Here is a 22,528-nt window from a genome sequence, read left to right as displayed (position 1 = left end):
AGGTTATTGAGTGACGAACTGGGCGGTCACTGACGGTGCGTAATCCGGCAGCACAGCGTCGACCTTGCCTTGCTCTTTCAGGAAGGCGGCGGTGTCAGTCAGGGCTTTGGTGGTCGGTGCACCCAGCAGCACTTTTTGTTCAGCCGCTACCGGGTAAACGTTGCCTTCCAGCAGGCCAGGAATGTCAGCAGCCTTGGCGCCGGAAAGTTTCACAACCTTGTCGACGTTGCTTGGGTTGGCAACCCAGGTTTTAGGGTCCTTGTTGTAGTCGGCGTAGGCATCCAGGGTGACTTTGGCGAATTCCTTGACGATTTCCGGGTGCTTGGCCGCGTAGTCCTTGCGCACAATCCAGGCATCAAATGTGGGAGCACCGAGCTTGCCCAGTTCGCCAGAGGTGATCAGCACTTTGCCGCTGTCTTTGGCCACGCCCAGTGCCGGGTCCCACACGTAAGTGGCGTCGATATCACCGCGCTTCCAGGCCGCGATAATGGCCGGTGGTGCGAGGTTCAGGATGGTCACTTTCGACGGGTCGATGTTCCAGTGTTTCAGCGCTGCCAGCAGGCTGTAGTGGCCGGTCGATACAAACGGCACGGCGACTTTTTTGCCTACCAGGTCTTGTGGGCTGTTGATGCCGGAGCCGTTGCGGGCTACCAGGGCTTCAGCGCCGCCGATCTGGGTGGCGACCAAAAAGGTTTCAACCGGAACACCGCGGGTGATGGCGGCGGTCAGCGGGCTCGACCCCAGGTAGCCGATCTGCACGTCGCCCGAGGCGATGGCGGCAATGATGTCGGCACCGTTATCAAATTTGCGCCAGTTGATTTTGGCGTCGGTGGCTTTTTCGTAAGCGCCGTCAGCCTGGGCCACTTTGGCCGGGTCAACGGTGGTTTGGTAAGCCACGGTTACGTCGTTGGCGGCTTGCGCAAAGAAACTGGCACCGGCCAGAGAGAGTGCAGCCAAAAGGCGTAGGGGGGTGTTCAGTTTCATCTGGGGGAATCCTCGGCTGGCGGCCGTTAATTGGCTGGATGCGAGGTTAAATGATCTAAGAATGAGTAAATAAATAACTTTTATGCATTAGCTTATAAAGTTATTGATCCTTCTTTACGTGCGCGCGCACGAGCTTTAACGGGTTTTTCCGGACGCAGAAAATCGCTTCAGCGCCGTGACATGAACGCTTATTAAAAATTTCATAAAAATCTATTTATAAATAAGACCAAAGGCCGATAGCATCCGCCCGCGTGGTCGTAGGAAATTTCCTTTAATATGCCAATTAGTTATGAAGGATCTTGAAATAATTCTTTTTTGGTTTATAAAAAAGTCTTTAACCTACGCACACACCGCAGAGGACTAGACAAAGGTCGTAAACCTCAAACGTTACGATTGACTTGGCAGTCACTGTCTGGCGCTAATCGCGCATCTGGAGCACCGAGACGTCAGATTTCGGGCTAAAGAACTACAAAAATTAGAATTCAAAGGAGCAGCACCATGAAGAAGTCCACCGTAGCCGTGGCTGTAGCCCTCGGCTTGCTGGCGCAACAAGCGAGCGCTGAAGGGTTCATCGAAGACAGCAAAGCGACGCTGAAACTGCGTAACTTCTACATCAACACCGACAACCGCGATTCTCAGGCGGGCTCTGCCGCAAACAAAGTGGCCGGTGTGCAAAGCAAGAACGAAGAGTGGGGCCAAGGCTTCCAGGTGGATTACACCTCGGGCTTTACCGCAGGTACTGTGGGTTTCGGTCTGGACGCTATCGCTCTGCTGGGCGTACGTCTTGATTCGGGCGGCGGCACCAACGGCGCTACCTCGACCTCATACGGCGGCACTGTGTTCCCGAGCAAGTCCGACGGCAAAGCGGTTAATGACTTCTCAAGCCTGGGCGTGACTGCCAAAGCCAAGTTCTCCCAGACCGAACTGCGTTACGGCACCCTGATGCCGAAACTGCCGGTCATCTCCTATAACGATGGTCGTCTGCTGCCACAGACCTTTGAAGGTGGCCAGGTCACCTCCAACGAGATCAAGGACCTGACCCTGATCGCCGGTCAGATCGAGCACGTTAAAGGCCGTAACTCCAGCAACAACGAACAAATGTCCATTGGTGGTGCGAACGCTCGTACAGCCAACAGCAACAAATTCGTCTATGCCGGTGGTGACTACAAAATCAACAAGGACCTGTTGGTTCAGTACTACTACGGCAACCTGGACAAGTTCTACAAACAGAACTTCCTGGGCCTGGTCCACAACTGGGCAATCGGCCCGGGCGTGTTGAAGTCTGACCTGCGCTACTTCAATAGCAAAAACGACGGCAAAAACGGTTACGACCCGCTGTACTTCAGCAATGGTAACTACGCCAACAGCGTTCTCAAAAACGGTAAAGGCGAAGTCGACAACAACCTGTACAGCGCCTTGTTCCTGTACTCGGTTGAAGGCCACACCTTCGGTGGCGGCTACCAGGTCAGCAACGGCAGCAGCGACTTCCCTTGGCTGAACCAGGGCGACGGTTCGTCGAACTACACCATCACCGACTCGCAAATCCAGAAGTTCGGCCGTGCTGGCGAACGTACCTGGCAAGCACGCTACTCGTATGACTTCGCCAAGGTTGGCGTACCTGGCCTGACCGCCGGTGCTGTGTACCTGCGCGGCAACAACATCGACACCTACAGCGGCGGCAAGCAAAACAACGATGGCGCGACCGAGTGGGAACGCGACATCACCGTGGCTTACGTTGTTCAGGAAGGTGCTCTGAAGAACCTGGGCTTCATGTGGAAAAACGCCATGTGGCGCAACACCATTGCTGGCCAGCGCAACCAGGACGAAAACCGTGTGATCGTGAGCTACTCGATCCCACTGTTGTAAGTCGCTTGTAGCGAAAAAAAGTAAGACGTAAAAGTAAGAAAAATCCTGCCCGGCGCAATGCCGGGCAGGGTGTTTACCGAAGGGCCAGACGGCTCATTCGTAACACATTGAGTAGTCGCAGCTCCTTGCCGCTCCCCTTGCCTAAACCTGAATCCAGAGTGGACCTGGTGCTTTGTCGCGTCCAATGAAACAGTTTTTAGTATTCCTTTTGGTTCTAATTAAATCGATATTTATTCTTTTTAATTAGTTCGTGAAGCAGGCAGAGTAAGCCCATCACGCCCCGCCACTCACGACAAAAAAGGAGCTGCACCATGAGCCTAAGACTTGGCGATATCGCCCCCGATTTCGAACAGGATTCCAGCGCTGGCACCATCAAGTTTCACGATTGGCTGGGCGACAGCTGGGGCATTTTGTTTTCTCACCCGGCTGACTTTACGCCGGTGTGCACCACTGAACTGGGCTTCACCGCCAAGCTCAAGGATGAGTTTGCCAAGCGTGGCGTCAAGGCCATCGCGCTGTCGGTTGACCCGGTAGACTCGCACCACAAGTGGATTGGCGACATCAACGAAACGCAAAACACAGTCGTCAACTTCCCGATCCTGGCCGACGCCGATCGCAAGGTCAGTGACCTCTACGACCTGATCCACCCTAACGCCAGCGACACCCTTACCGTGCGCTCACTGTTCGTGATTGACCCGAACAAAAAGATCCGCCTGACCATTACTTATCCGGCCAGCACGGGGCGTAACTTCAACGAAATTCTGCGTGTGGTTGATTCGCTGCAACTCACCGACAACTACAAAGTGGCCACCCCGGCCAACTGGCAAGACGGCGACGAAGTCGTGATCGTGCCATCGCTCAAAGACGAAGACGAAATCAACAAACGCTTTCCTAAAGGTTATCGCGCTGTGAAGCCCTACCTGCGCCTGACGCCACAGCCAAACAAGTAACGACCGTATTCATCACCTTCAAAGTCACAGGGTTTTGGCCGTTTCGACGGCCTTTTTTTTGCCTGTCAATTCATATGCGTTTAAGGAATAAACAAATGAACAAATATGATTTATGGATATAAAAAACACCTGTTAAGGTCAGTTCCATCTAAGCGAAAACGCTGACAGAAAATTGAAAAATTTCATTCAAGGAAACCGTAAATGCTGGTTGTGACAATCGGAGGTAGCCCAAGTCAACGCTCCCGTTCCGGGGTGTTGCTGGACCGCGCCAAACACTGGCTCAACCAGAATGGCGTCGAAGTGGTGAGTTACCAGGTACGTGACTTTCCGGCTGAAGACCTGCTGCATGCGCGTTTCGACAGTCCAAAAATTATCGACCTGCTGGAGCAGATTGAGCGGGCCGACGGCCTGGTGATTGCGACTCCGGTGTACAAGGCCTCTTTCAGCGGTGCGCTGAAAACCATCCTCGACCTGCTGCCTGAACGTGCCTTGAGCCACAAAGTGGTGTTGCCCATCGCGACCGGCGGCAGCATCGCCCACATGCTGGCCGTGGACTACGCGCTCAAGCCCGTGCTGTCGGCGCTCAAGGCCCAAGAAATGCTGCACGGCATCTTTGCCGAAGACAGCCAGATTGCTTACGGCGAAGGCAGCGCTCAGGCGCAGCTGGTGCCGGTGCTGGAACAACGTTTGAACGAGTCACTGGAGCACTTTTACAGCGCCCTGGCCCGTCGCCCAAAACCGCTGGACCCCGACATCCTCAACGAGCGCCTGCGCACGGCTCGCTGGAGTATCTGAACTAACACACAACTGTAGGAGCGAGCTTGTCTCGCGATCTTTTAAAAGATCTAAAGATCGCGAGGCAAGCTCGCTCCTACAGAACAAAAATAAGGAGAGCGCCATGCGCCCTGTCATTTTGCGTCGTGGTTTGGCCACACTGCTGGCTGCAGCCGTGTCATTAGGCGTGGCACTGCAAGCCCAGGCCGATACGGTACGTATTGGCTACCAGAAGTACGGTACGTTGGTGCTGCTCAAGGCCAAAGGCACGCTGGAAAAGCGTCTGGCCGATCAGGGCGTCGACGTGCAATGGACTGAATTCCCCGGCGGCCCACAGTTGCTGGAAGGCCTCAACGTAGGCTCCATCGACTTCGGCGTGACCGGCGAAACCCCGCCCGTGTTTGCCCAGGCCGCCGGTGCCGACCTGCTGTACGTCGCGTACGAGCCGCCAGCGCCGACCAGCGAAGCGATTCTGGTGCCCAAAGACTCGCCTATCACCTCGGTCAAAGACCTCAAAGGTAAAAAAGTAGTCCTCAACAAAGGCTCCAACGTGCACTACCTGCTGGTGCGCGCCCTTGAAGACGCCGGCCTGAAATACACCGACATCCAGACCGTCTTCCTGCCGCCAGCGGACGCCCGTGCCGCCTTTGAGCGTGGCAGTGTTGATGCCTGGGTCATCTGGGACCCGTACCAGGCCGCCGCCGAGCAACAACTGCACGCCCGTACGCTGCGTGATGCGACCGGCATTGCTGACAACCACCAGTTCTACCTGGCGACCAAGCCGTTTGCTGAAAAACACCCCAAAGTCATCGAAACCCTGATCGAAGAAGTGCGCAATGTCGGTGAGTGGGCCAAGGCACACCCTGACGAAGTGACCCAACAGGTTGCTCCGCTGCTCGGCCTGCCGGTCGATATCACCGAAACCTCGGTGAAGCGCCAGGGTTACGGCGCGCAGTTCCTGACCCCGGAAGTGGTCAACGCGCAGCAAAAAATTGCCGACAGTTTTTACCAGCTCAAGCTCATCCCCAAGCCGTTGACGATTAAAGACGTGATCTGGACGCCGCCCGCCACCGCGGCCACAGCCCCTTAATGCTTGCCGTACCCCTTTAGGAGACCACTCCATGAGCCTCAACATTTTCTGGTTCCTGCCTACCCACGGGGATGGCCATTACCTTGGCACCTCCGAAGGTGCTCGCGCGGTTGATCACGGTTACCTGCAACAAGTGGCGCAAGCCGCAGACCGCCTGGGTTTTGGCGGCGTACTGATCCCGACTGGACGCTCATGCGAAGACTCCTGGCTGGTGGCCGCCTCGCTGATCCCGGTGACCCAGCGCCTGAAATTTTTGGTGGCCCTGCGCCCCGGCATTATTTCGCCCACCGTGGCGGCACGCCAGGCGGCGACCCTGGACCGACTGTCCGGTGGCCGTGCCCTGTTCAACCTTGTCACCGGCGGTGACCCGGACGAACTGGCCGGTGACGGCCTGTTCCTGAGCCACGAAGAACGCTATCAGGCCTCGGTGGAATTCACCCGCATCTGGCGCCGCGTACTGGAAGGCGAAACCGTTGACTACGACGGCCAGCACATCCAGGTCAAAGGCGCCAAGCTGCTCTACCCGCCGATCCAGCAACCGCGTCCGCCGCTGTACTTCGGTGGCTCGTCAGAAGCAGCGCAAGACCTGGCCGCCGAACAGGTTGAAATGGTTCTGACCTGGGGCGAGCCGCCGGCTGCGGTCGCAGAAAAAATCCAGCAAGTGCGCGACAAAGCCGCCAAGCTCGGCCGCACCGTGCGCTTCGGTATTCGCCTGCACGTGATCGTGCGTGAAACTAACGAAGAGGCATGGAAAGCCGCCGACAAACTGATCTCGCACTTGGACGACGACACCATCGCCCGTGCCCAGGCATCACTGTCGCGCTTTGACTCGGTAGGCCAGCAGCGCATGGCTGCGCTGCACGGCGGCAGCCGCGACAACCTCGAAGTCAGCCCTAACCTGTGGGCGGGCGTGGGCCTGGTTCGCGGCGGCGCGGGCACGGCACTGGTCGGCGACGGCCCAACCGTTGCGGCGCGGGTCAAGGAATACGCAGACCTGGGCATCGACACCTTTATTTTCTCGGGTTATCCCCACCTGGAAGAGTCGTACCGCGTGGCTGAACTGCTGTTCCCGCACCTGGACATCGAGCGCCCGGAACTGCCCAAAAGCGCAGGCTACGTGAGCCCGTTTGGCGAAATGGTCGCCAACGACATCCTCCCTAAAGCTGCGTCGCAGAGCTGAGGCGAGCATGAGTACGGCAAAGGCTACAAGCCTTCATAAAGTCGCCCACACGTTTGCCCCCTGGGCATTGCCCGTGTTGCTGTTGGCGGTGTGGCAGTTGTCGGTGTCGGCGGGCTGGTTGTCGACGCGGATCCTGCCCTCACCCATTGCAGTGATTGAAGCGGGCGTGGAGTTGGTGCGCAGTGGCGAGATCTGGAAACACCTCGCCATCAGCGGCTGGCGCGCCGGTGTGGGCTTCGCGATCGGCGGCAGCATCGGCCTGGCGCTGGGCTTTATCACCGGCCTGTCGAAGTGGGGCGAGCGCCTGCTCGACAGCTCGGTGCAAATGATCCGTAACGTGCCGCACCTGGCGCTGATCCCGCTGGTGATTTTGTGGTTCGGCATCGACGAGTCAGCGAAGATTTTTCTGGTGGCGTTGGGCACTTTGTTCCCGATCTACCTCAACACGTATCACGGCATCCGTAACGTCGATCCGGCGCTGGTAGAAATGGCGCGCAGCTACGGGTTGTCGGGTTTCAGCCTGTTTTGGCAAGTGATCCTGCCGGGCGCGTTGCCGTCGATTCTGGTTGGCGTGCGCTTCGCCCTGGGCTTTATGTGGCTGACGCTGATCGTGGCTGAAACCATCTCCGCAAGCTCCGGCATTGGCTACCTGGCGATGAACGCCCGGGAGTTCCTACAGACCGACGTGGTGGTATTGGCCATTGTGATGTACGCGATCCTCGGCAAGCTGGCAGACACTGCCGCCCGAGGTCTGGAACGTGTCTGGTTGCGCTGGCACCCGGCTTATCAAGTGCCAAAAGGCGGTGCCGCATGACAGCTCAACAACCTCCGCATTTGCGTCAGGGCATCCCGCTGGTGGTCAAGGGCCTGCAAAAAGCCTTTGGTGATCGTCTGGTGCTGCGAGGCATCAACCTGCACATTCCGGCAGGCCAGTTTGTCGCCATTGTAGGCCGCAGCGGTTGCGGCAAAAGCACCTTGATGCGCCTGCTGGCCGGGCTTGACCAGCCCACGGGCGGCGAACTGCTGGCTGGCAGCGCGCCGCTGCAAGAAGCCCGTGAAGACACACGCTTAATGTTTCAGGAAGCGCGCTTGCTGCCCTGGAAAAAAGTCATCGACAACGTGGGCCTTGGCCTCAAAGGCGACTGGCGGCCAAAAGCCCTCAAGGCGCTGGAAGAAGTCGGCCTGGCCGAGCGCGCCAATGAATGGCCGGCGGCCTTGTCGGGCGGGCAAAAGCAGCGTGTAGCGCTAGCCCGCGCCTTGATCCACCAACCGCGTTTGCTCTTGCTGGACGAACCTTTGGGTGCACTGGATGCGCTGACCCGCATCGAGATGCAACAACTGATCGAACGCCTGTGGCGCCAGCATGGCTTTACCGTATTACTGGTGACCCATGACGTCAGCGAATCGGTTGCGATTGCTGATCGGGTCATCCTGATCGAAGACGGTGAAGTGGGGCTCGACCTCACCGTCGAACTGCCGCGCCCTCGGGTGCGTGGTTCACATCGACTGGCGGCACTGGAAACCGAAGTGCTTCACCGAGTGCTCGCTTTACCTGGCTCGCCACCTGAGCCAGACCCTGTTGCACCGCTGCCTACGCAACTGCGTTGGGCGCTTTAAACCTACTTTTCTCAAGACAGGAATCGACACCATGACCATCAAAGCCATCAACGTTCGTAATCAATTCAAAGGCCACATCAAAGAAATCGTCCTGGGCGACGTACTGTCCGAAATCGACGTACAAACCGCCTCCGGCATCGTCACCTCCGTCATCACCACCCGCTCGGTCAAAGAGCTGGAACTGGTGGTCGGCAGCGAAGTGATCGCCTTCGTAAAATCCACCGAAGTGTCCATCGCCAAGTTGTAACCCATGCCAAGACCCACAACCCCGAAAGGCGCGAGCCCTTCGGGGTTTTTTTATGGGATGAAAAGATCGCGAGGCAAGCTCGCTCCTACAGAGGGTTTTGGACATATTCAGAACCACAGGCGGGGTCCGCTATTGCCGCGACGACACTAACCTTTTTCTTTTGATGCTTATTCACAAGGAAAGGGAATGGCAGATTCGGCTCATGGATGTCGGTTACGAACAGGAAGATATTCCGAAAGTGGCCGTATTTATCTGGTCACTGCAGTGGTGAAAAATCGTGAGCCGTTTTTCAGTGATTTTCTTGTCGCTCGCTTATTGGTCAATGAACTGAAGCGAACTCATCAAGAACGTAACGTCACATCACTGGCGTGGGTTGTGATGCCGGATCACTTTCATTGGCTGATCGAGCTCAAGCACGCCAGTCTTTCAACGGTGATGCAACGGACAAAATCACGTGCTGCCATGAGCATCGGCGTTGCACAAGGAAGCCCGCTCAAGCTTTGGCAAAAGGGCTATCACGACCGGGCAATCCGTTATGACGAAGATGTGGTTCATGCTGCCCGCTATATCGTTGCCAACCCCTTGCGGGCAGGCTTGGTCAAGCGTTTGGGTGACTACCCTCACTGGGATGCCATCTGGCTATAAACACACCGCCCCACTGTAGGAGCGAGCTTGCCTCGCGATCTTTTAAACGATCAAAAGATCGCGAGGCAAGCTCGCTCCTACAAAAAAAAGGGGTTACTTACGCCAAACACTCACCAGCCATGGTTGCTGGTCGCGGGGCAGGCCGGTGGGGCGGTAGTAGTGTTCCAGCTCGGCAAAACCTGCCGCAGTGAGCAGCGCGCGCCAGTGTTCGAGGTCGTGGTACGCGCCGTAGCGCTGGCCATTCCAGCCTTCGCGGTTGTCGCCGCGTGGGTTGGAACTGAGCAGAACACCGCCCGGTTTGAGGCTGGCGTGCAGTTCACTCAGCACGCGCTCAAGTTCTTGGGTTGGGACATGAAACAACGAGGCGTTGGCGAAGATGCCGTCAAAGCGCTCAGCCGGTAGATCTAGCTTGAGAAAGTCCTGGTGCCACACTTCACAGCCGCTGTCTTCGCGGGCCATTTGGGTGAAGCGCTCGGTACCGTCCAGGCCGATAGCGACATGCCCCAAGCGGGTGAAGGCTTGCAGGTCGCGGCCAGGGCCACAGCCGAAATCCAGAATCGTGAACGGCGCCGCACCTTGAAGGTGGCGCAGCAAAGCGTCGATGTTCTGGCTGACGTCGTGGTCGCGCGTGCCTTCGCGAAAGCCTTCGGCACTCTGCTGGTAATGCGCCAGGGTGGTGGCAGCAATCTGTTCGAGGGTGGTGGGGTCCAGGGTCATTGCAGGCTCGGTCGGCGGCGGTGTTGCCGCCGACTATACCTCAGCGTTTGTTCAGCACACGCGCCAAACGATCGCCGCCGAGCTGAATCACCGCCACCAGCACCACCAACAAAACAATCACGGTGAGCATGACCTGGGTGTCAAAGCGCTGGTAACCGTAGCGGTAGGCAATGTCGCCCAAGCCCCCGGCACCAATCGCCCCGGCCATGGCCGAGGAGTTGATCATGGTGACGATGGTGATGGTAAAACCCCCGACAATGCCCGGTAACGCTTCTGGCAGCAGTACGTGCCAGATGATGTGATGCCGTTTGCAGCCCATCGCCTGGGCAGCTTCGATCAGCCCGTGATCCACCTCGCGCAGGCTCACTTCGGCAATGCGCGCAAAAAACGGCGTGGCGGCGATGGTCAGCGGCACGACGGCCGCCCACACACCGTAAGTGGTGCCGACAATCAGCCGGGTAAACGGAATGAGCGCCACCATCAAAATCAGAAACGGGATGGAACGGAACAGGTTTACAAACGCGCCCAGGGCTTTGTTCAGCGCCGGGGCTTCATAGATGCCGCCCTTGCCGCTGGTGACCAGAATCACTGCCAGCGGAATGCCCAGAATCAACGCAATGAGTGACGACACGCCGACCATCAAAAAGGTGTCGATCACGCCCTGCCATAAACGATCAAACCCCATAGCCCAGCACCTCGACCTGTTGTGCCCATTGTTCAGCGCGCTTGCGCAGTTCTTCTGCCCCCAGTGAGGCGCTGGTCACGCTGAGCAGCAGTTGCCCCAGGGCATGCCCCTGGATCTGCTCGACGCCGCCATGGAGTAAACGCACCTGGCCGCCCAGCGCGTTAAACAGCGCGCCCAAATCGGGCTCCTGGGCCTGGCCGCCGGTAAAGCGCAGACGCAGAATCACGCTTGATTGCGACGACTGTGGCGTTGCGCTGATGCGGTGTTGCAGCGCCTCGGGCAGGTTGTCTTGCAGGGGTGCGAGCAAGGTTTTGCTGACCTCGTGTTGCGGGTCGCCAAACACTTGCCACACCGGGCCTTGCTCCACGACACGGCCTTGCTCCAGCACCACCACGCGGTGGCAAATGTCGCGGATCACCGCCATTTCGTGGGTGATGAGGATGATGGTCAGGCCCAGGCGCTGGTTGATCTCGCGCAGCAAGCCGAGGATCGACTGGGTGGTTTCCGGGTCGAGGGCCGAGGTAGCCTCGTCGCAGAGCAAAATCTGCGGGTCGTGAACCAGTGCGCGGGCAATGCCCACACGTTGCTTTTGCCCGCCGGAGAGTTGCGCCGGGTAGGCCGTGTGCTTGCCTTGCAGACCCACCAGTTCCAGCAGTTCGCGGACCTTTTGTTCGCGTTGCGGTTTGGGCACACCCGCTACCTTGAGCGGCAACTCGACGTTCTGCCACACGGTCTTGGCCGACATCAGATTGAAGTGCTGAAAGATCATGCCGATCTTGCGGCGCAATCCCACCAGCTTGTCTTCGTCAAACCCGCCGATGTCGATTTGATCAATCAACACCCGCCCGCTGCTGGGCTGTTCAAGGCGGTTGATGGTGCGAATCAACGACGATTTACCGGCGCCGCTGCGGCCAATAATGCCGAAGATTTCACCGCGCTGAATCGCCAGATCAATGCCTTTGAGGGCGTCTACCGGGCCTTGGCGGCCGTCATAAGTTTTGCCCACGCCAATAAAGCGCACGTGGGCGTTGGTCAGCTCCGGGTGCAGTTCGGTGCGAACGGCATCGGGCTGCGGCTCGTCGAGGCGGGCGCGATCAAGGGCCAGGTTCATCGTCAGTTCTTCCAGCCAGGTTGGTACAGGGTGCCGTAGGTTTTATCCAGCGAGGCTTTGACCACCGGTGAGTGCTGGTAAATGTCGATGAACTTGGCCAGGCGCGGGTCGTCTTTGCTCTTGGGCTGGATGACGAACTGAATCACGTACTCCGGGTGGTCGATGCCGTCGAACAGGATCGCGGAGGTGGCATCGAAGGTTTTGGCCAGGCGGATGTAAGCCGGGTAGCCCTGCACCAGGTCGGCATCGTCGTAGGCGCGTACCAGTTGCACGGCTTCGACTTGCAGGATTTTCAGTTTTTTCGGGTTGTCGGTGATGTCTTCTTCGGTGGCTTTGTAACCCACGCCGGGTTTGAGCGTGATCAGTCCGGCCTTGGCCAGCAATTGCAGGCCACGGCCACTGTTGATCGGGTCGTTGGCGATGGCCACGGTGGCGCCGGTGGGCAGTTCATCAAAGCTTTTGTACTTCTTCGAATACAGGCCCACGTTGTTGATCACGCCCGGTGCGTACGGCACCAGATCAAAGCCGCTGGCGGCCTTGGCGTTTTCCAGGAACGGGATGTGCTGGAAGTAGTTCACGTCAATGTCACCGCTGGCGAGGCTGACGTTGGGGGCGATCCAGTCGGTGAATTCCACCAGTTCAACTTTCAGGCCTTGTTTGTCCGCTTCAGCCACAGCGGCTTCCAGCGGAATGGCGAAGGCGGCGGTGGTGCCGACCTTGAGCGGTTTTTCGGCGGCGAAGGCAAGGCTGCTGAACAGGCCGAGCGCGAGAACCAGAGCGTGTTTTTTGTTCATGAAATTTTTCCGGTCAAAAAGGGCATCATTCGGTCTTGTAGGAGCGAGCTTGCCTCGCGATCTTTTGATCTTTAAAAGATCGCGAGGCAAGCTCGCTCCTACAGTTTTTAAGGTCTAAAAGAGGCGCCGGTATGCCGTTCAGGCAGGTGCGCATCGCCTTCGACAAACAGTTTTTGCCGCAGGCTGCCGGTGTCATAGGCGGTTTTGTAAGAGCCCCGGCGTTGCAGCTCGGGGATCACCCAATCAATGAAGTCGGCGTAGCTTTCGGGCGTGACAATGCGGGTCAGGTTGAAGCCGTCCAGGCCGGTTTGCTCGATCCATGACTCCAGCTCATCGGCGACCTGTTCGGGGGAGCCGACCACGGTGATGTAGCGCCCGCCCAAGGCGTGTTGTTCCAGCAACTTGCGGCGCGTCCAGTCGTTGTTTTGCAGCACTTTGGTCGCGGACTGGATGGCGTTGCTTTTCACGTACTGGATCGGCTCGTCCAGCTCGTAATCGGCAAAGTCGATGCCGGTGGAGCTGGAAAAATGCGCGACCCCGGCTTCGGCGCTGGCGTAGGCCAGGTATTCCTCACGCTTGGCCAGCGCCTGGGCTTCGGTCGGCGCGACGATCACGTTCAGGCCCATAAACACTTTGATGTCATCCGGGTTGCGGCCCGATGCAGCCGCGCTGGCGCGGACCCGGTCGACCTGGAGTTTGGTCGCGGCCTTGGTCTGCCCGCTGATGAACACGCACTCGGCATGGCGCCCGGCAAAGGCCAGCCCACGGTCCGAGCTGCCCGCCTGAAACAGCACGGGGGTGCGCTGTGGCGACGGCTCGCAGAGGTGATAACCCTCGACCTGATAGAACTCGCCCGCGTGTTTGACCTTGTGCACTTTGTCGGGCTGGGCGTAGATGCGCTGCGCGGGGTCGTTGAGCACGGCGTCGTTTTCCCAGCTGCCTTCCCAGAGTTTGTACAGCACCTCCAGGTATTCGTCGGCCTGGTCGTAACGGCGGTCGTGCTCCACTTGTTCGGTCAGGCCCATGGCCTTGGCGGCGCTGTCCAGGTAGCCAGTGACGATGTTCCAGCCCACGCGGCCACGGGTCAGGTGGTCGAGGGTCGACATGCGCCGTGCGAACAGATACGGCGGCTCGTAGGTGAGGTTGGCGGTCAAGCCAAAACCGAGGTTTTTGGTGACGGCGGCCATGGCTGAAACCAACAGCAATGGGTCGTTGACCGGCAGCTGGATGGATTCTTTAAGCGGAACATCAACTGACTGTTGATAAACGTCGTACACGCCGACGATGTCAGCGATAAACAGCCCGTCAAACAGCCCGCGTTCCAGCAGTTGCGCCAGCTCGGTCCAGTATTCCAGGGTGTTGTAGCGCGTTGAGGTGTCGCGCGGATGCGTCCACAGCCCGTGGTTGATATGCCCGATGCAGTTCATGTTGAAGGCATTGAGCAGGATTTTCTTTTTGCTCATCAGATGGTCCCCCGCAGCGGTGGGTTTTCACTGTTGAGGTAGTAGTTACCGACAGCGTGGTACTTCCAGCGCACCGGGTCGTGCAGGGTGTGCACGCGGGCGTTGCGCCAGTGGCGGTCAAGGCCGTATTCGGCCAGGGTGGCCTGGCTGCCGGCCAGTTCAAACAGGGTGCTGGCCGCGCTCAGGGCCACTTCGGTGCTGATGGCGCGGGCTTCGGCTACAGCAATCGAGGCGGCTGCGACGGTGCTGGCGGTGGTGTTGGTCTGGGCGATGTCGAGGAACTCGCCGCTGCGCTCCAGCAAGGCTTCAGCCGCATGCAGGCGCACGCTCAACTGGCCGAAGCTTTTAAGGGTGAGCGGGTCTTCACTGGCAATGTCGGTGCTGGCGTCGATCCAGGGCCGGGTTTTGTGCCGCACAAAGTTCAGCGCGTCTTCAAAGGCGGCGCGGGCGATGCCGGTGTCGATGGCCGCGTGCAGAATCTGCGCCAGCGGGCCCACTGGGGTTGGCCGTTCAAAGGCGCTTTGAAACGGGATCACGTCATCGCTGGCAACAAACACGTTGTCGAACACCACCGAGCCGCTGCCCGTGGTGCGCTGGCCGAAGCCGCTCCAGTCGTCGATCACGTTCAGGCCGTCGCTGTCGCTGCGCACAAACGCCAGGTGCTGCACGCCGTGGTCATCTACTACCGAGGTCGGAATACGCTGCGCATACAGCGCGCCGGTGGCGTAGAACTTGCGGCCATTGATGCGATAGCCGTGTTCGGTCTTGGCCAAATGCGTGGTGCGATCGTGGGCGGTTTTGGTGCCCAGTTCGGCCAGGGCATTGCCAAAGCGCTGGCCGTTTAACACCTCGGTGTACAGCCGTTGTTTTTGCGCCTCGCTGCCGTTTACCCGGAGCACTTCGAGGGCATAAAAATGGTTCTGCGGGATTTGCCCCAGCGAGCTGTCGGCCGCTGAAATAAGGCTGACCACTTCGGCGAGGGTGACGTTGGATACGCCTGCGCCGCCATAGGCCTTGGGCACGGTGATGCCCCACAGACCGGTGTGGGAAAACAGTTCCAGCTCATCAAAAGGCAGGCGCCGTTCGCGATCTCGCACGGTGCTTTCGCGTTTGAAATGGGCGGCCAGCTCACGCGCTACGCTCAGGGCCTCGGCATCGCTCTGGATGACCGGGACCTGTTTGGATATCAGTGACATGGGTGTCTCCGTTAGATCCAGGAATGCCGTGCAGGCAAAGTGCCGTTGAGGCGATAGGCGCCGATGGCGTGGTATTTCCAGCGCACCGGGTCGTGCAGGGTGTGTACCCGTGCGTTGCGCCAATGGCGGTCCAGGTTGAACTCGGCAAGGGTGGCGCGGCTGCCCGCCAGTTCGAACAGCTTTTCACTGGCCAGTAACGACAGCTCAGTGCTCAGCGCCTTGGCTTCGGCCACGGCAATCGAGGCGCGGGCCGCAGCGCCTGCATCAATCGGTGCCGCGCCGACCTCGTCGAGCACCCGACCGGCCTTGCGCAACAGCGCTTCGGCGGCATGCAACTCGATGTGTAACTTGCCGATGTCGGCGATCACGTAAGGGTCATCGCTGTTGCGCTCGACCTTGGCATCCACCCAGGGGCGCGATCGCTCGCGGACAAAGCTGATGGTGTCGGCAATGGCACCGCGAGCAATGCCCAGGTCAATGGCGGCCTGAATCAACTGCGAAATCGCGCCTTGAATATTCGGCACCTCCGCCAGGCGCCAGTTGTCGATCACCAGTTCTGCTTCAACGGCTACGTTGTTCAGCAGGACCGTGCCGCTGGCGGTGGTGCGCTGGCCGAAACCGGACCAGTCATCGACCACGCGCAAGCCGGGCGTGCCACGGCGGACAAAGGCCATGACCTGTTTGCCATCGTGGTTCAGTGCCTTGACGGCGATCCAGTGCGCAAACAGCGCGCCGGTGGAGTAAAACTTCTGGCCATTGATCACAAAATCATCGCCGTCGGCGGTGATCCGGGCCTTCAATTCGAGGGTGTTTTTGGTGCCGCGCTCAGGGCCCGCATTACCTATGCGCCAGCCTTGCAGCACGCTGGTGAACAACTGCTCTTTTTGCGAAGGGCTCGCGACGCTGGCAATCAGGTTGAGCAGCCCGACCTGATTCTGCGGGATCTGCCCCAGCGCCGGGTCGGCCGCCGAGATGATCGCGAAGACTTCAGCCAAGGTCACAAACGACACCTGAGCGCCGCCAAATTCACGGGCTATCGAAATACCGCCCAATCCGCTGCGGGTGAAGGTTTCTATGAGTGACCACGGCAGCTTGCGTTGCTGATCGCGTTTTGCAGCGTGCTCACGCGCGGCGTCAGCCAGGGCGTGGGCGGCTTGAAGGGCTTCGTTGTCGGTGCGCAGGACGTGCGCTGCTAACAACAGGGGCGCGACATCCAGGTCGCTTTGCAGTTGTGCAGTTGCCAAGAGAGTCATTAGTTCCGCTCCTTGGCTGCACGCAATGCCCCGTAAAGGGTAATTGTGTTGCTGACCATACCTACCTCATCTTTGGAGCGCCGCTTGAGCGGCGCGATGTAAAGCAAGAGAGTCCGGTGGTCCGGTGCATATACCCTAATTGAGTATAAAAATTAAAAGAACTAACTTTTCGGAATATGGATAGATGATTCGTGCTGCCCGCCAGGGTCAGTCGCGCCAGTTGGGCCGTGTTTCGGCAGCCCGCAGGATTTCGCGAGGGGCAGAGTTGATGTAACGCTTGTTGGCGCCCACCTTCAGCGTGCGGGTCGGTGCCCAGCGTGAGTTGTTGCCCACGCGATCAATCACGCAGTAGGTGATTTCAAGTTTCGGGTCTTCACCGGCTTCCTGGATGATTTCAGGGGGCACGAACACGCTGACGGGCTTGTTGATGTCGATGTGGCGCAACTTGGGCAGGTCGAGGCGCACGTCCCCCCACAGCAAGGTGATTTCATCTTCGCCGGCCATGTTGCGATAAGGCTCGATGGTCAGCGGCACCCCGCGTTTCATCTGGCTGGGATTGACCCCGTAGCGTTGGATTTGCTCCGGGATCATCAAGGGCGCGAGGCCCTGATTCTCTTCTCCGATGGCCACTCCGCCAGGGCAGTCAAGTTTGACCAGTACTTTAAGTTGCGCGGAAAGAGCAGGGCTGCTGCCAATGTGCATCACGCGATAATAAAGACGGGCGGTGCCGTTTTGAATAAAACTTTCAGGCACTCGCAGTGATACCGGTTGCCCTATATCGGCCCGGTAAAGTTGCCGTGAAGATACATAACAGCCGTCCCAGAACAATTCAATCAAGTCACCTTCTTCCATATTTATATAGGGCGCGATGCTGACAAACAGTTGTTCGGCAGCACGGGCACAAATAGTCTGCTTGTTCGATTGTGCAAGTGTGGGGGCTGCCAACTTTTGGGCGTGTGAGGTAAATGGCATAAATGTAAACTCCTGTCTAACTTTTAGGCGGCACAGAGCACGGCAATTGAGTGAGTCCGGACGGTGGCGTCCAAGGGCGCGGGTGCTGTGTTACCGGAGTAATCGGTTTAACAATCCGTGTGCACCGTTATAGCGTGTTCAATAGTGAGGTTGGGTGCGGGTGAGTCAGGTTGTTTATTAGATAAGAGTCTTGCTGCAAGAGTGTCAAGGAGCGATCTTGCAATTATTAATCTCTGAGTCATATTCAGAAAGTTCCTACTGGCAAGACGTTTAATGTGACGTGAGCGGCGGCAGTCTAGGGGGTTTGTGAATAATTAGCAGGCGAGGGAATGTGTTAAAGACGTGGGCACAAGTCGTACGTCATTTAAACCAAATGTGGATTTTTAAAAGGGGGTTGGATGAATGCGCGCTTGTTACTTCAAATAATTAAAGACAACTCCTACGAATGTGCTGATGTATTCGGGCAGGTAAGTTGCAAGGGCTGAGTTGAGGCAGCGCTCTATCGAAGGAGAACCGAGGGCGGTGCTTCTTAGCAATAATTTCACACACTCTCTGCATAATACCCGCGGGAGGGGCAATCGATTTTGCCCGCTTTGTGTTATTTAGACGTAGCAAAATTTCCTGGATGATCACGTTAATGGCCACAGACCCTCTGCAGACCTCGTCTGACCCGCGACCTTCGCGCTTTCGCTTGCGTTGGTATTCCTGGCTTTTTCTGCTGGCTGCGCTGTTCTATGGGATCGCGTCAATTCTGCATTGGGACGACCGGGGTGCACTGTGGGTGCTGGAGCAGTTCGAGAGCCAGAACGATCAAAATGAGAGTGTCTGGCTGCCAAACTACCGCGTGGTCATTGATGGCAAGCCGATGACAGGGCTGGAGAAGGACGAGGCCTCGGACCTGTCATATAACCCCAAGACCAACACGCTGTTTTCAGTCATGGGCAAAAACCCGTTTCTGGTTGAGCTCAGCCTTGAGGGCGATGTGCTGCGCAAAATCCCCCTGGAGGGCTGGAGCAACCCTGAAGGCTTGACCGTGATGGAGAACGGCCTGCTGGGTATCGTCGATGAGCGTGATCATTTATTGACCATCGTCAAAGTCGACGCCGATACCAAGACCCTGAACATCAAGGACTTCCCCAAGTACGACCTTGGCCCTTCCAAAGATCAGAACAAAGCCTTCGAGGCCATTGCCTGGGACCCGCGCCGTCAGCAGTTGCTGCTGGGTGAAGAGCGCCCACCGGCGATGTATGTGTGGAAAAGCGACGGTAGCCAGACCCTTTTGGGCAACAAGCAGAAAGTGCCGAGCGATGAGCTCGACCTGCGCAACTTGTCGGGTCTGAGCATTGACCCGCGCACGGGCCACACGCTGGTGCTTTCGGCCGATTCACACCTGCTGCTGGAGCTCGATGAACTGGGCGAGCAGGTCAGCTTCATGACCCTGCTGCGCGGCTTCAATGGCCTCAAGAGCACCATCCCTCGGGCCGAAGGCGTGGCGATTGATAACAACGGCACCTTGTACATGGTCAGCGAGCCCAATCTTTTCTACCGTTTCGAAAAGAAAGCCAAATAGCCATGACGGATTAAGCTTGAATTCATGCAGCCGTGATATTTCATCCGACTGATTTTTCAAGAGCTTGTCCTTATGTCGCGTGTCAGCCGTTCTACCCCGCTTTTTCTGGGCGTGTTGCTCGTGGCGCTGTTGGCCGCGGGTTTCGCGGCCCAGCATTACCGCCTGTTCGACCGAACCTGGTTCAACCTCAGCCTGCTGTGGCAGCCTGCCAACCCGAATGCCATCAACCTGGGCGATTACCGTGCGGTGCTGCAAGGCCGGGTGATTGAGGGGCTTGAAGACAATGTCTCGGCCCTGACCTACGACCCGGTGCGCAAAAGCCTGTTTACCGTGACCAATAAAAACCCGGAGCTGGTGGAGTTATCGCTGGATGGGCGGATAGTGCGGCGGATAAAACTGACCGGGTTTGGTGATGCCGAGGCCATAGAGTTCATTGATGAGAACACCTACGTGATCACCGATGAATACACCCAGCGCCTGATCAAAGTGAAAATCGACGAGGCCACCCGCGAGCTCAATGCCGCAGATGCCGAGCAACTGACCTTGGGCATCAGCCCGTCGGGCAACAAAGGGTTCGAAGGGCTGGCGTACGATTCGGCAGGCAAGCGCCTGTTTGTGACCAAAGAGCGCGACCCGATGCTGATTTACGAAGTGCGCGGCTTTCCCCATGACAACCCGCAACAACCCTATGCCACCCACGTGATTACCAACCCGCGACGTGATGCGCGACTGTTTGTGCGTGATTTGTCGAGCTTGCAGTTTGATGAGCGCAGCGGCCATTTGCTGGCGCTGTCGGATGAATCGAAGTTGCTGCTGGAACTGGACATCAGTGGCCGCCCGTTCAGCACGTTGTCGCTGAAAAAGGGCCGCAATGGTCTGCAAGAGTCAGTGCCGCAAGCGGAAGGTGTCGCCATGGACGACGAAGGGACGTTGTATCTGGTGAGTGAGCCGAACCTGTTTTACGTGTTCAAAAAGCCCTGAATCAACACCGCGCAGGAGCGAGCTTGCCTCGCGATCTTTTGATCGTTTAAAAGATCGCGAGGCAAGCTCGCTCCTGCACGGTTACGGGTTATTTGCTCAGGGTTTTCACGCCTTCAGGCGTCCCCAGCAGCAACAGGTCCGCCGGGCGCGCAGCGAACAAACCGTTGGTCACCACACCGACGATGGCGTTGATCTGAGTTTCCAGTTTCACCGGGTCGACGATTTGCAGGTTGTGCACGTCAAGAATGATGTTGCCGTTGTCCGTCAGCACACCTTCGCGGTACACCGGGTCGCCGCCCAGTTTGACCAGTTCGCGGGCCACGTGGCTGCGGGCCATCGGGATCACTTCAACCGGCAGCGGGAACGCGCCCAGCACTGGCACCAGCTTGCTGGCATCAGCGATGCAGATAAAGGTTTTGGCCACGGCCGCGACGATTTTTTCACGGGTCAGGGCGGCGCCGCCGCCTTTGATCAGGTTGAGGTGTTCGTCGCTCTCATCGGCGCCGTCCACGTAGAACTCCAGATCGCTCACGGTGTTCAGCTCGTACACAGGAATACCGTGGCCCTTGAGGCGTGCGGCGGTGGCTTCGGAACTGGCCACGGCACCGTCGAAAGCGCCTTTGTGCAAGGCCAGCGCGTCAATGAAGCAGTTGGCCGTGGAGCCGGTGCCGACCCCAACGATGCTCTTGTCATCCAGTTTCGGGAGGATGAAGTCGACAGCCGCCTGGGCTACGGCTTGTTTGAGTTGATCCTGGGTCATGCGGGCTCCGGGGCGGGAAGGGTAAACAGAAGGGCGTGGAGTATAACTAAAACCTTTGGATTCGTATGGTCGCCCGTGTAAACGCTGGGGTAGACTCCTTGGTCCCTGCTAACCGCCCAGTGAAGCTTTCCGATGCTCGAACAGTACGTTAAGAAGATACTCACCTCGCGCGTTTATGACGTCGCGGTAGAAACCCCATTGCAGCCTGCCAATCAATTGTCTGCGCGTCTGGGCAACCAGATTTTGCTCAAACGCGAAGATTTGCAGCCGGTGTTTTCGTTCAAGATTCGTGGCGCTTACAACAAGCTCACGCAATTGACCGACGCCGAGCGTGCCTGCGGCGTCGTCACCGCTTCGGCCGGTAACCATGCACAAGGCCTGGCGCTGGCCGCCAAGGTGCTGGGGGTGAAAGCCACCATCGTAATGCCCAAAACCACCCCCGAGATCAAGATTGAAGGCGTGCGTTCACGTGGCGGTATTGTGGTGCTGCACGGTGACTCCTTCCCGGAAGCCCTGGCGTACTCGCTGCAACTGGTTGAACAAAAAGGCTACGTTTACGTACATCCCTACGATGACCCGCACACCATCGCCGGGCAGGGCACCGTGGCGATGGAAATTCTGCGTCAGCACCCGACGCCGCTGGATGCGATCTTCGTGCCGGTGGGCGGTGGCGGATTGATTGCCGGTATTGCGGCGTATGTGAAGTACCTGCGGCCAGATATTAAAGTCATTGGCGTCGAGCCCGATGACTCCAACTGCCTGCAAGCCGCGATGGCGGCCGGTGAGCGCGTGGTCTTGCCAAGCGTCGGGATCTTCGCCGACGGCGTTGCCGTGGGCCAGATCGGCCAGCACACGTTTGATATCTGCAAAGACTACGTCGACGAAGTCATCACCGTGAGCACCGATGAAATCTGCGCGGCCATCAAGGACATCTTCGATGACACCCGCTCGATCACCGAGCCTGCGGGTGCGCTGGGCGTGGCCGGGATCAAAAAATACGTCGAGCAACGCGGTGTGCGCGGCCAGACGCTGGTGGCCATCGACTCGGGCGCCAACGTTAACTTCGACCGTTTGCGCCATGTGGCCGAGCGGGCCGAATTGGGTGAAGGTCGCGAGGCGATCATAGCCGTGACCATCCCCGAGGTGCCGGGCAGCTTCAAGGCGTTCTGCCAGGCGGTCGGCAAACGCCAGATCACCGAATTCAACTATCGCTACCACACCGGCAGCGAAGCCCACATATTCGTCGGGGTGCAGACCCATCCCGAGAACGACCCGCGTAGCGCATTGCTGGCCAGCCTGGCCGAGCAGGGCTTCCCGGTGGTCGACCTGACTGAAAACGAACTGGCCAAATTGCACATCCGCCACATGGTGGGCGGGCACGCGGCCAAGGTCAGCGATGAGTTGCTGTTCCGCTTTGAATTCCCGGAACGCCCGGGGGCGCTGTTCAACTTCCTCAGCAAGCTGGGCGGGCGCTGGAACATCTCGATGTTCCATTACCGCAACCATGGCGCGGCAGATGGCCGGGTGATGGCCGGTCTGCAAGTGCCCGCCGATGAACGCCATCTGGTGCCTGCGGCGCTGGCGGAAATCGGCTATCCGTACTGGGATGAAAGCGATAACCCGGCGTATCAGCTGTTTCTTGGCTGATAAACGCTACGCTGATTGAACGGCTC

Annotated in this window: 22 protein-coding genes; 12 read left to right on the top strand and 10 right to left on the bottom strand. The window is 58.3% G+C overall.

Translation table 11 applies throughout. The annotated features are described in order from the left end of the window. Positions 1-3: 3 nt before the first annotated feature. Positions 4-984, bottom strand: coding sequence for a taurine ABC transporter substrate-binding protein (gene tauA / locus TU84_RS17295; protein WP_048371102.1), 981 nt, complete (start codon positions 982-984; stop codon positions 4-6). A 498-nt stretch (positions 985-1,482) separates the two neighbouring features. Here tauA and TU84_RS17290 point away from each other — a divergent pair, with 498 nt between their 5' ends. The 9 genes from TU84_RS17290 (at position 1,483) to TU84_RS17250 (ending at position 9,353) form a co-directional block, all read left to right on the top strand. Beyond that, positions 1,483-2,850: an OprD family porin gene (locus tag TU84_RS17290; protein WP_048371100.1), complete on the top strand. Its 1,368-nt coding sequence runs from the start codon at positions 1,483-1,485 to the stop codon at positions 2,848-2,850. A 311-nt stretch (positions 2,851-3,161) separates the two neighbouring features. Beyond that, positions 3,162-3,800, top strand: coding sequence for a peroxiredoxin (locus tag TU84_RS17285; protein WP_048371098.1), 639 nt, complete (start codon positions 3,162-3,164; stop codon positions 3,798-3,800). A 201-nt stretch (positions 3,801-4,001) separates the two neighbouring features. After that, on the top strand, positions 4,002-4,595 hold the full coding sequence (gene ssuE / locus TU84_RS17280; protein WP_048371096.1) for an NADPH-dependent FMN reductase: 594 nt from the start codon (positions 4,002-4,004) through the stop codon (positions 4,593-4,595). 103 nt (positions 4,596-4,698) lie between these two features. Continuing rightward, on the top strand, positions 4,699-5,664 hold the full coding sequence (locus TU84_RS17275) for a sulfonate ABC transporter substrate-binding protein (protein ID WP_048371094.1): 966 nt from the start codon (positions 4,699-4,701) through the stop codon (positions 5,662-5,664). Between the two features lie 31 nt (positions 5,665-5,695). Next, the gene (ssuD, locus tag TU84_RS17270; RefSeq protein WP_048371092.1) at positions 5,696-6,844 is read left to right on the top strand and encodes an FMNH2-dependent alkanesulfonate monooxygenase; all 1,149 of its coding nucleotides are present in this window, start codon (positions 5,696-5,698) and stop codon (positions 6,842-6,844) included. Positions 6,845-6,851: 7 nt separating this feature from the next. Beyond that, positions 6,852-7,658, top strand: a complete 807-nt coding sequence (gene ssuC, locus TU84_RS17265; protein ID WP_048371091.1) for an aliphatic sulfonate ABC transporter permease SsuC — start codon at positions 6,852-6,854, stop codon at positions 7,656-7,658. Next, complete coding sequence (gene ssuB, locus TU84_RS17260; protein ID WP_048371090.1) at positions 7,655-8,461, top strand: aliphatic sulfonates ABC transporter ATP-binding protein; 807 nt, start codon at positions 7,655-7,657, stop codon at positions 8,459-8,461. The genes ssuC and ssuB overlap by 4 nt, the downstream gene beginning before the upstream one ends. Before the next feature lie 31 nt (positions 8,462-8,492). Beyond that, complete coding sequence (locus TU84_RS17255; RefSeq protein WP_003444581.1) at positions 8,493-8,708, top strand: TOBE domain-containing protein; 216 nt, start codon at positions 8,493-8,495, stop codon at positions 8,706-8,708. 186 nt (positions 8,709-8,894) lie between these two features. Next, positions 8,895-9,353: an REP-associated tyrosine transposase gene (locus TU84_RS17250; RefSeq protein ID WP_048371089.1), complete on the top strand. Its 459-nt coding sequence runs from the start codon at positions 8,895-8,897 to the stop codon at positions 9,351-9,353. Between the two features lie 93 nt (positions 9,354-9,446). Here the strand turns inward: TU84_RS17250 and TU84_RS17245 are convergent, their stop codons facing one another. The 8 genes from TU84_RS17245 to TU84_RS17210 all read right to left on the bottom strand — a co-directional run bounded on the left by TU84_RS17245 (position 9,447) and on the right by TU84_RS17210 (position 17,544). Next, positions 9,447-10,070, bottom strand: a complete 624-nt coding sequence (locus TU84_RS17245; RefSeq protein WP_048371087.1) for a class I SAM-dependent DNA methyltransferase — start codon at positions 10,068-10,070, stop codon at positions 9,447-9,449. A gap of 40 nt (positions 10,071-10,110) precedes the next feature. Next, positions 10,111-10,755 (bottom strand): methionine ABC transporter permease, encoded by a 645-nt coding sequence (locus TU84_RS17240; protein WP_048371085.1) that lies wholly within the window; start codon positions 10,753-10,755, stop codon positions 10,111-10,113. Next, positions 10,745-11,866 (bottom strand): methionine ABC transporter ATP-binding protein, encoded by a 1,122-nt coding sequence (locus TU84_RS17235; protein WP_048371084.1) that lies wholly within the window; start codon positions 11,864-11,866, stop codon positions 10,745-10,747. Before TU84_RS17235 ends, TU84_RS17240 begins: the two co-directional genes overlap by 11 nt. Before the next feature lie 2 nt (positions 11,867-11,868). Beyond that, positions 11,869-12,660, bottom strand: a complete 792-nt coding sequence (locus TU84_RS17230; protein ID WP_048371082.1) for a MetQ/NlpA family ABC transporter substrate-binding protein — start codon at positions 12,658-12,660, stop codon at positions 11,869-11,871. A gap of 107 nt (positions 12,661-12,767) precedes the next feature. Further along, the gene (locus TU84_RS17225) at positions 12,768-14,123 is read right to left on the bottom strand and encodes an LLM class flavin-dependent oxidoreductase (RefSeq protein ID WP_048371080.1); all 1,356 of its coding nucleotides are present in this window, start codon (positions 14,121-14,123) and stop codon (positions 12,768-12,770) included. Beyond that, complete coding sequence (locus TU84_RS17220) at positions 14,123-15,319, bottom strand: SfnB family sulfur acquisition oxidoreductase (protein ID WP_048371078.1); 1,197 nt, start codon at positions 15,317-15,319, stop codon at positions 14,123-14,125. Before TU84_RS17220 ends, TU84_RS17225 begins: the two co-directional genes overlap by 1 nt. 11 nt (positions 15,320-15,330) lie before the next feature. After that, positions 15,331-16,572: an SfnB family sulfur acquisition oxidoreductase gene (locus TU84_RS17215; protein ID WP_048371076.1), complete on the bottom strand. Its 1,242-nt coding sequence runs from the start codon at positions 16,570-16,572 to the stop codon at positions 15,331-15,333. Between the two features lie 207 nt (positions 16,573-16,779). After that, a complete protein-coding gene (locus TU84_RS17210) occupies positions 16,780-17,544 on the bottom strand; it encodes a hypothetical protein (protein WP_048371074.1) in 765 nt (254 codons plus the stop codon). Between the two features lie 637 nt (positions 17,545-18,181). Between TU84_RS17210 and TU84_RS17205 the strand changes: the two genes are divergently transcribed. After that, on the top strand, positions 18,182-19,114 hold the full coding sequence (locus TU84_RS17205; RefSeq protein ID WP_048371073.1) for an SdiA-regulated domain-containing protein: 933 nt from the start codon (positions 18,182-18,184) through the stop codon (positions 19,112-19,114). A 72-nt stretch (positions 19,115-19,186) separates the two neighbouring features. Beyond that, entirely contained in the window at positions 19,187-20,095 is a 909-nt protein-coding gene (locus TU84_RS17200) for an SdiA-regulated domain-containing protein (protein WP_048371071.1), read from the top strand. Positions 20,096-20,183: 88 nt separating this feature from the next. Here the strand turns inward: TU84_RS17200 and rpiA are convergent, their stop codons facing one another. Continuing rightward, a complete protein-coding gene (gene rpiA / locus TU84_RS17195) occupies positions 20,184-20,855 on the bottom strand; it encodes a ribose-5-phosphate isomerase RpiA (protein WP_048371069.1) in 672 nt (223 codons plus the stop codon). 132 nt (positions 20,856-20,987) lie between these two features. Here rpiA and ilvA point away from each other — a divergent pair, with 132 nt between their 5' ends. After that, entirely contained in the window at positions 20,988-22,502 is a 1,515-nt protein-coding gene (gene ilvA, locus TU84_RS17190) for a threonine ammonia-lyase, biosynthetic (RefSeq protein WP_048371068.1), read from the top strand. Positions 22,503-22,528: the final 26 nt, after the last annotated feature.

The sequence above is a fragment of the Pseudomonas helleri genome, assembly GCF_001043025.1.
GTDB lineage: Bacteria > Pseudomonadota > Gammaproteobacteria > Pseudomonadales > Pseudomonadaceae > Aquipseudomonas > Aquipseudomonas helleri.
The sequence above is the reverse complement of the archived record's forward strand: the minus strand, read 5'-3'. Positions and strand labels throughout refer to the sequence as shown.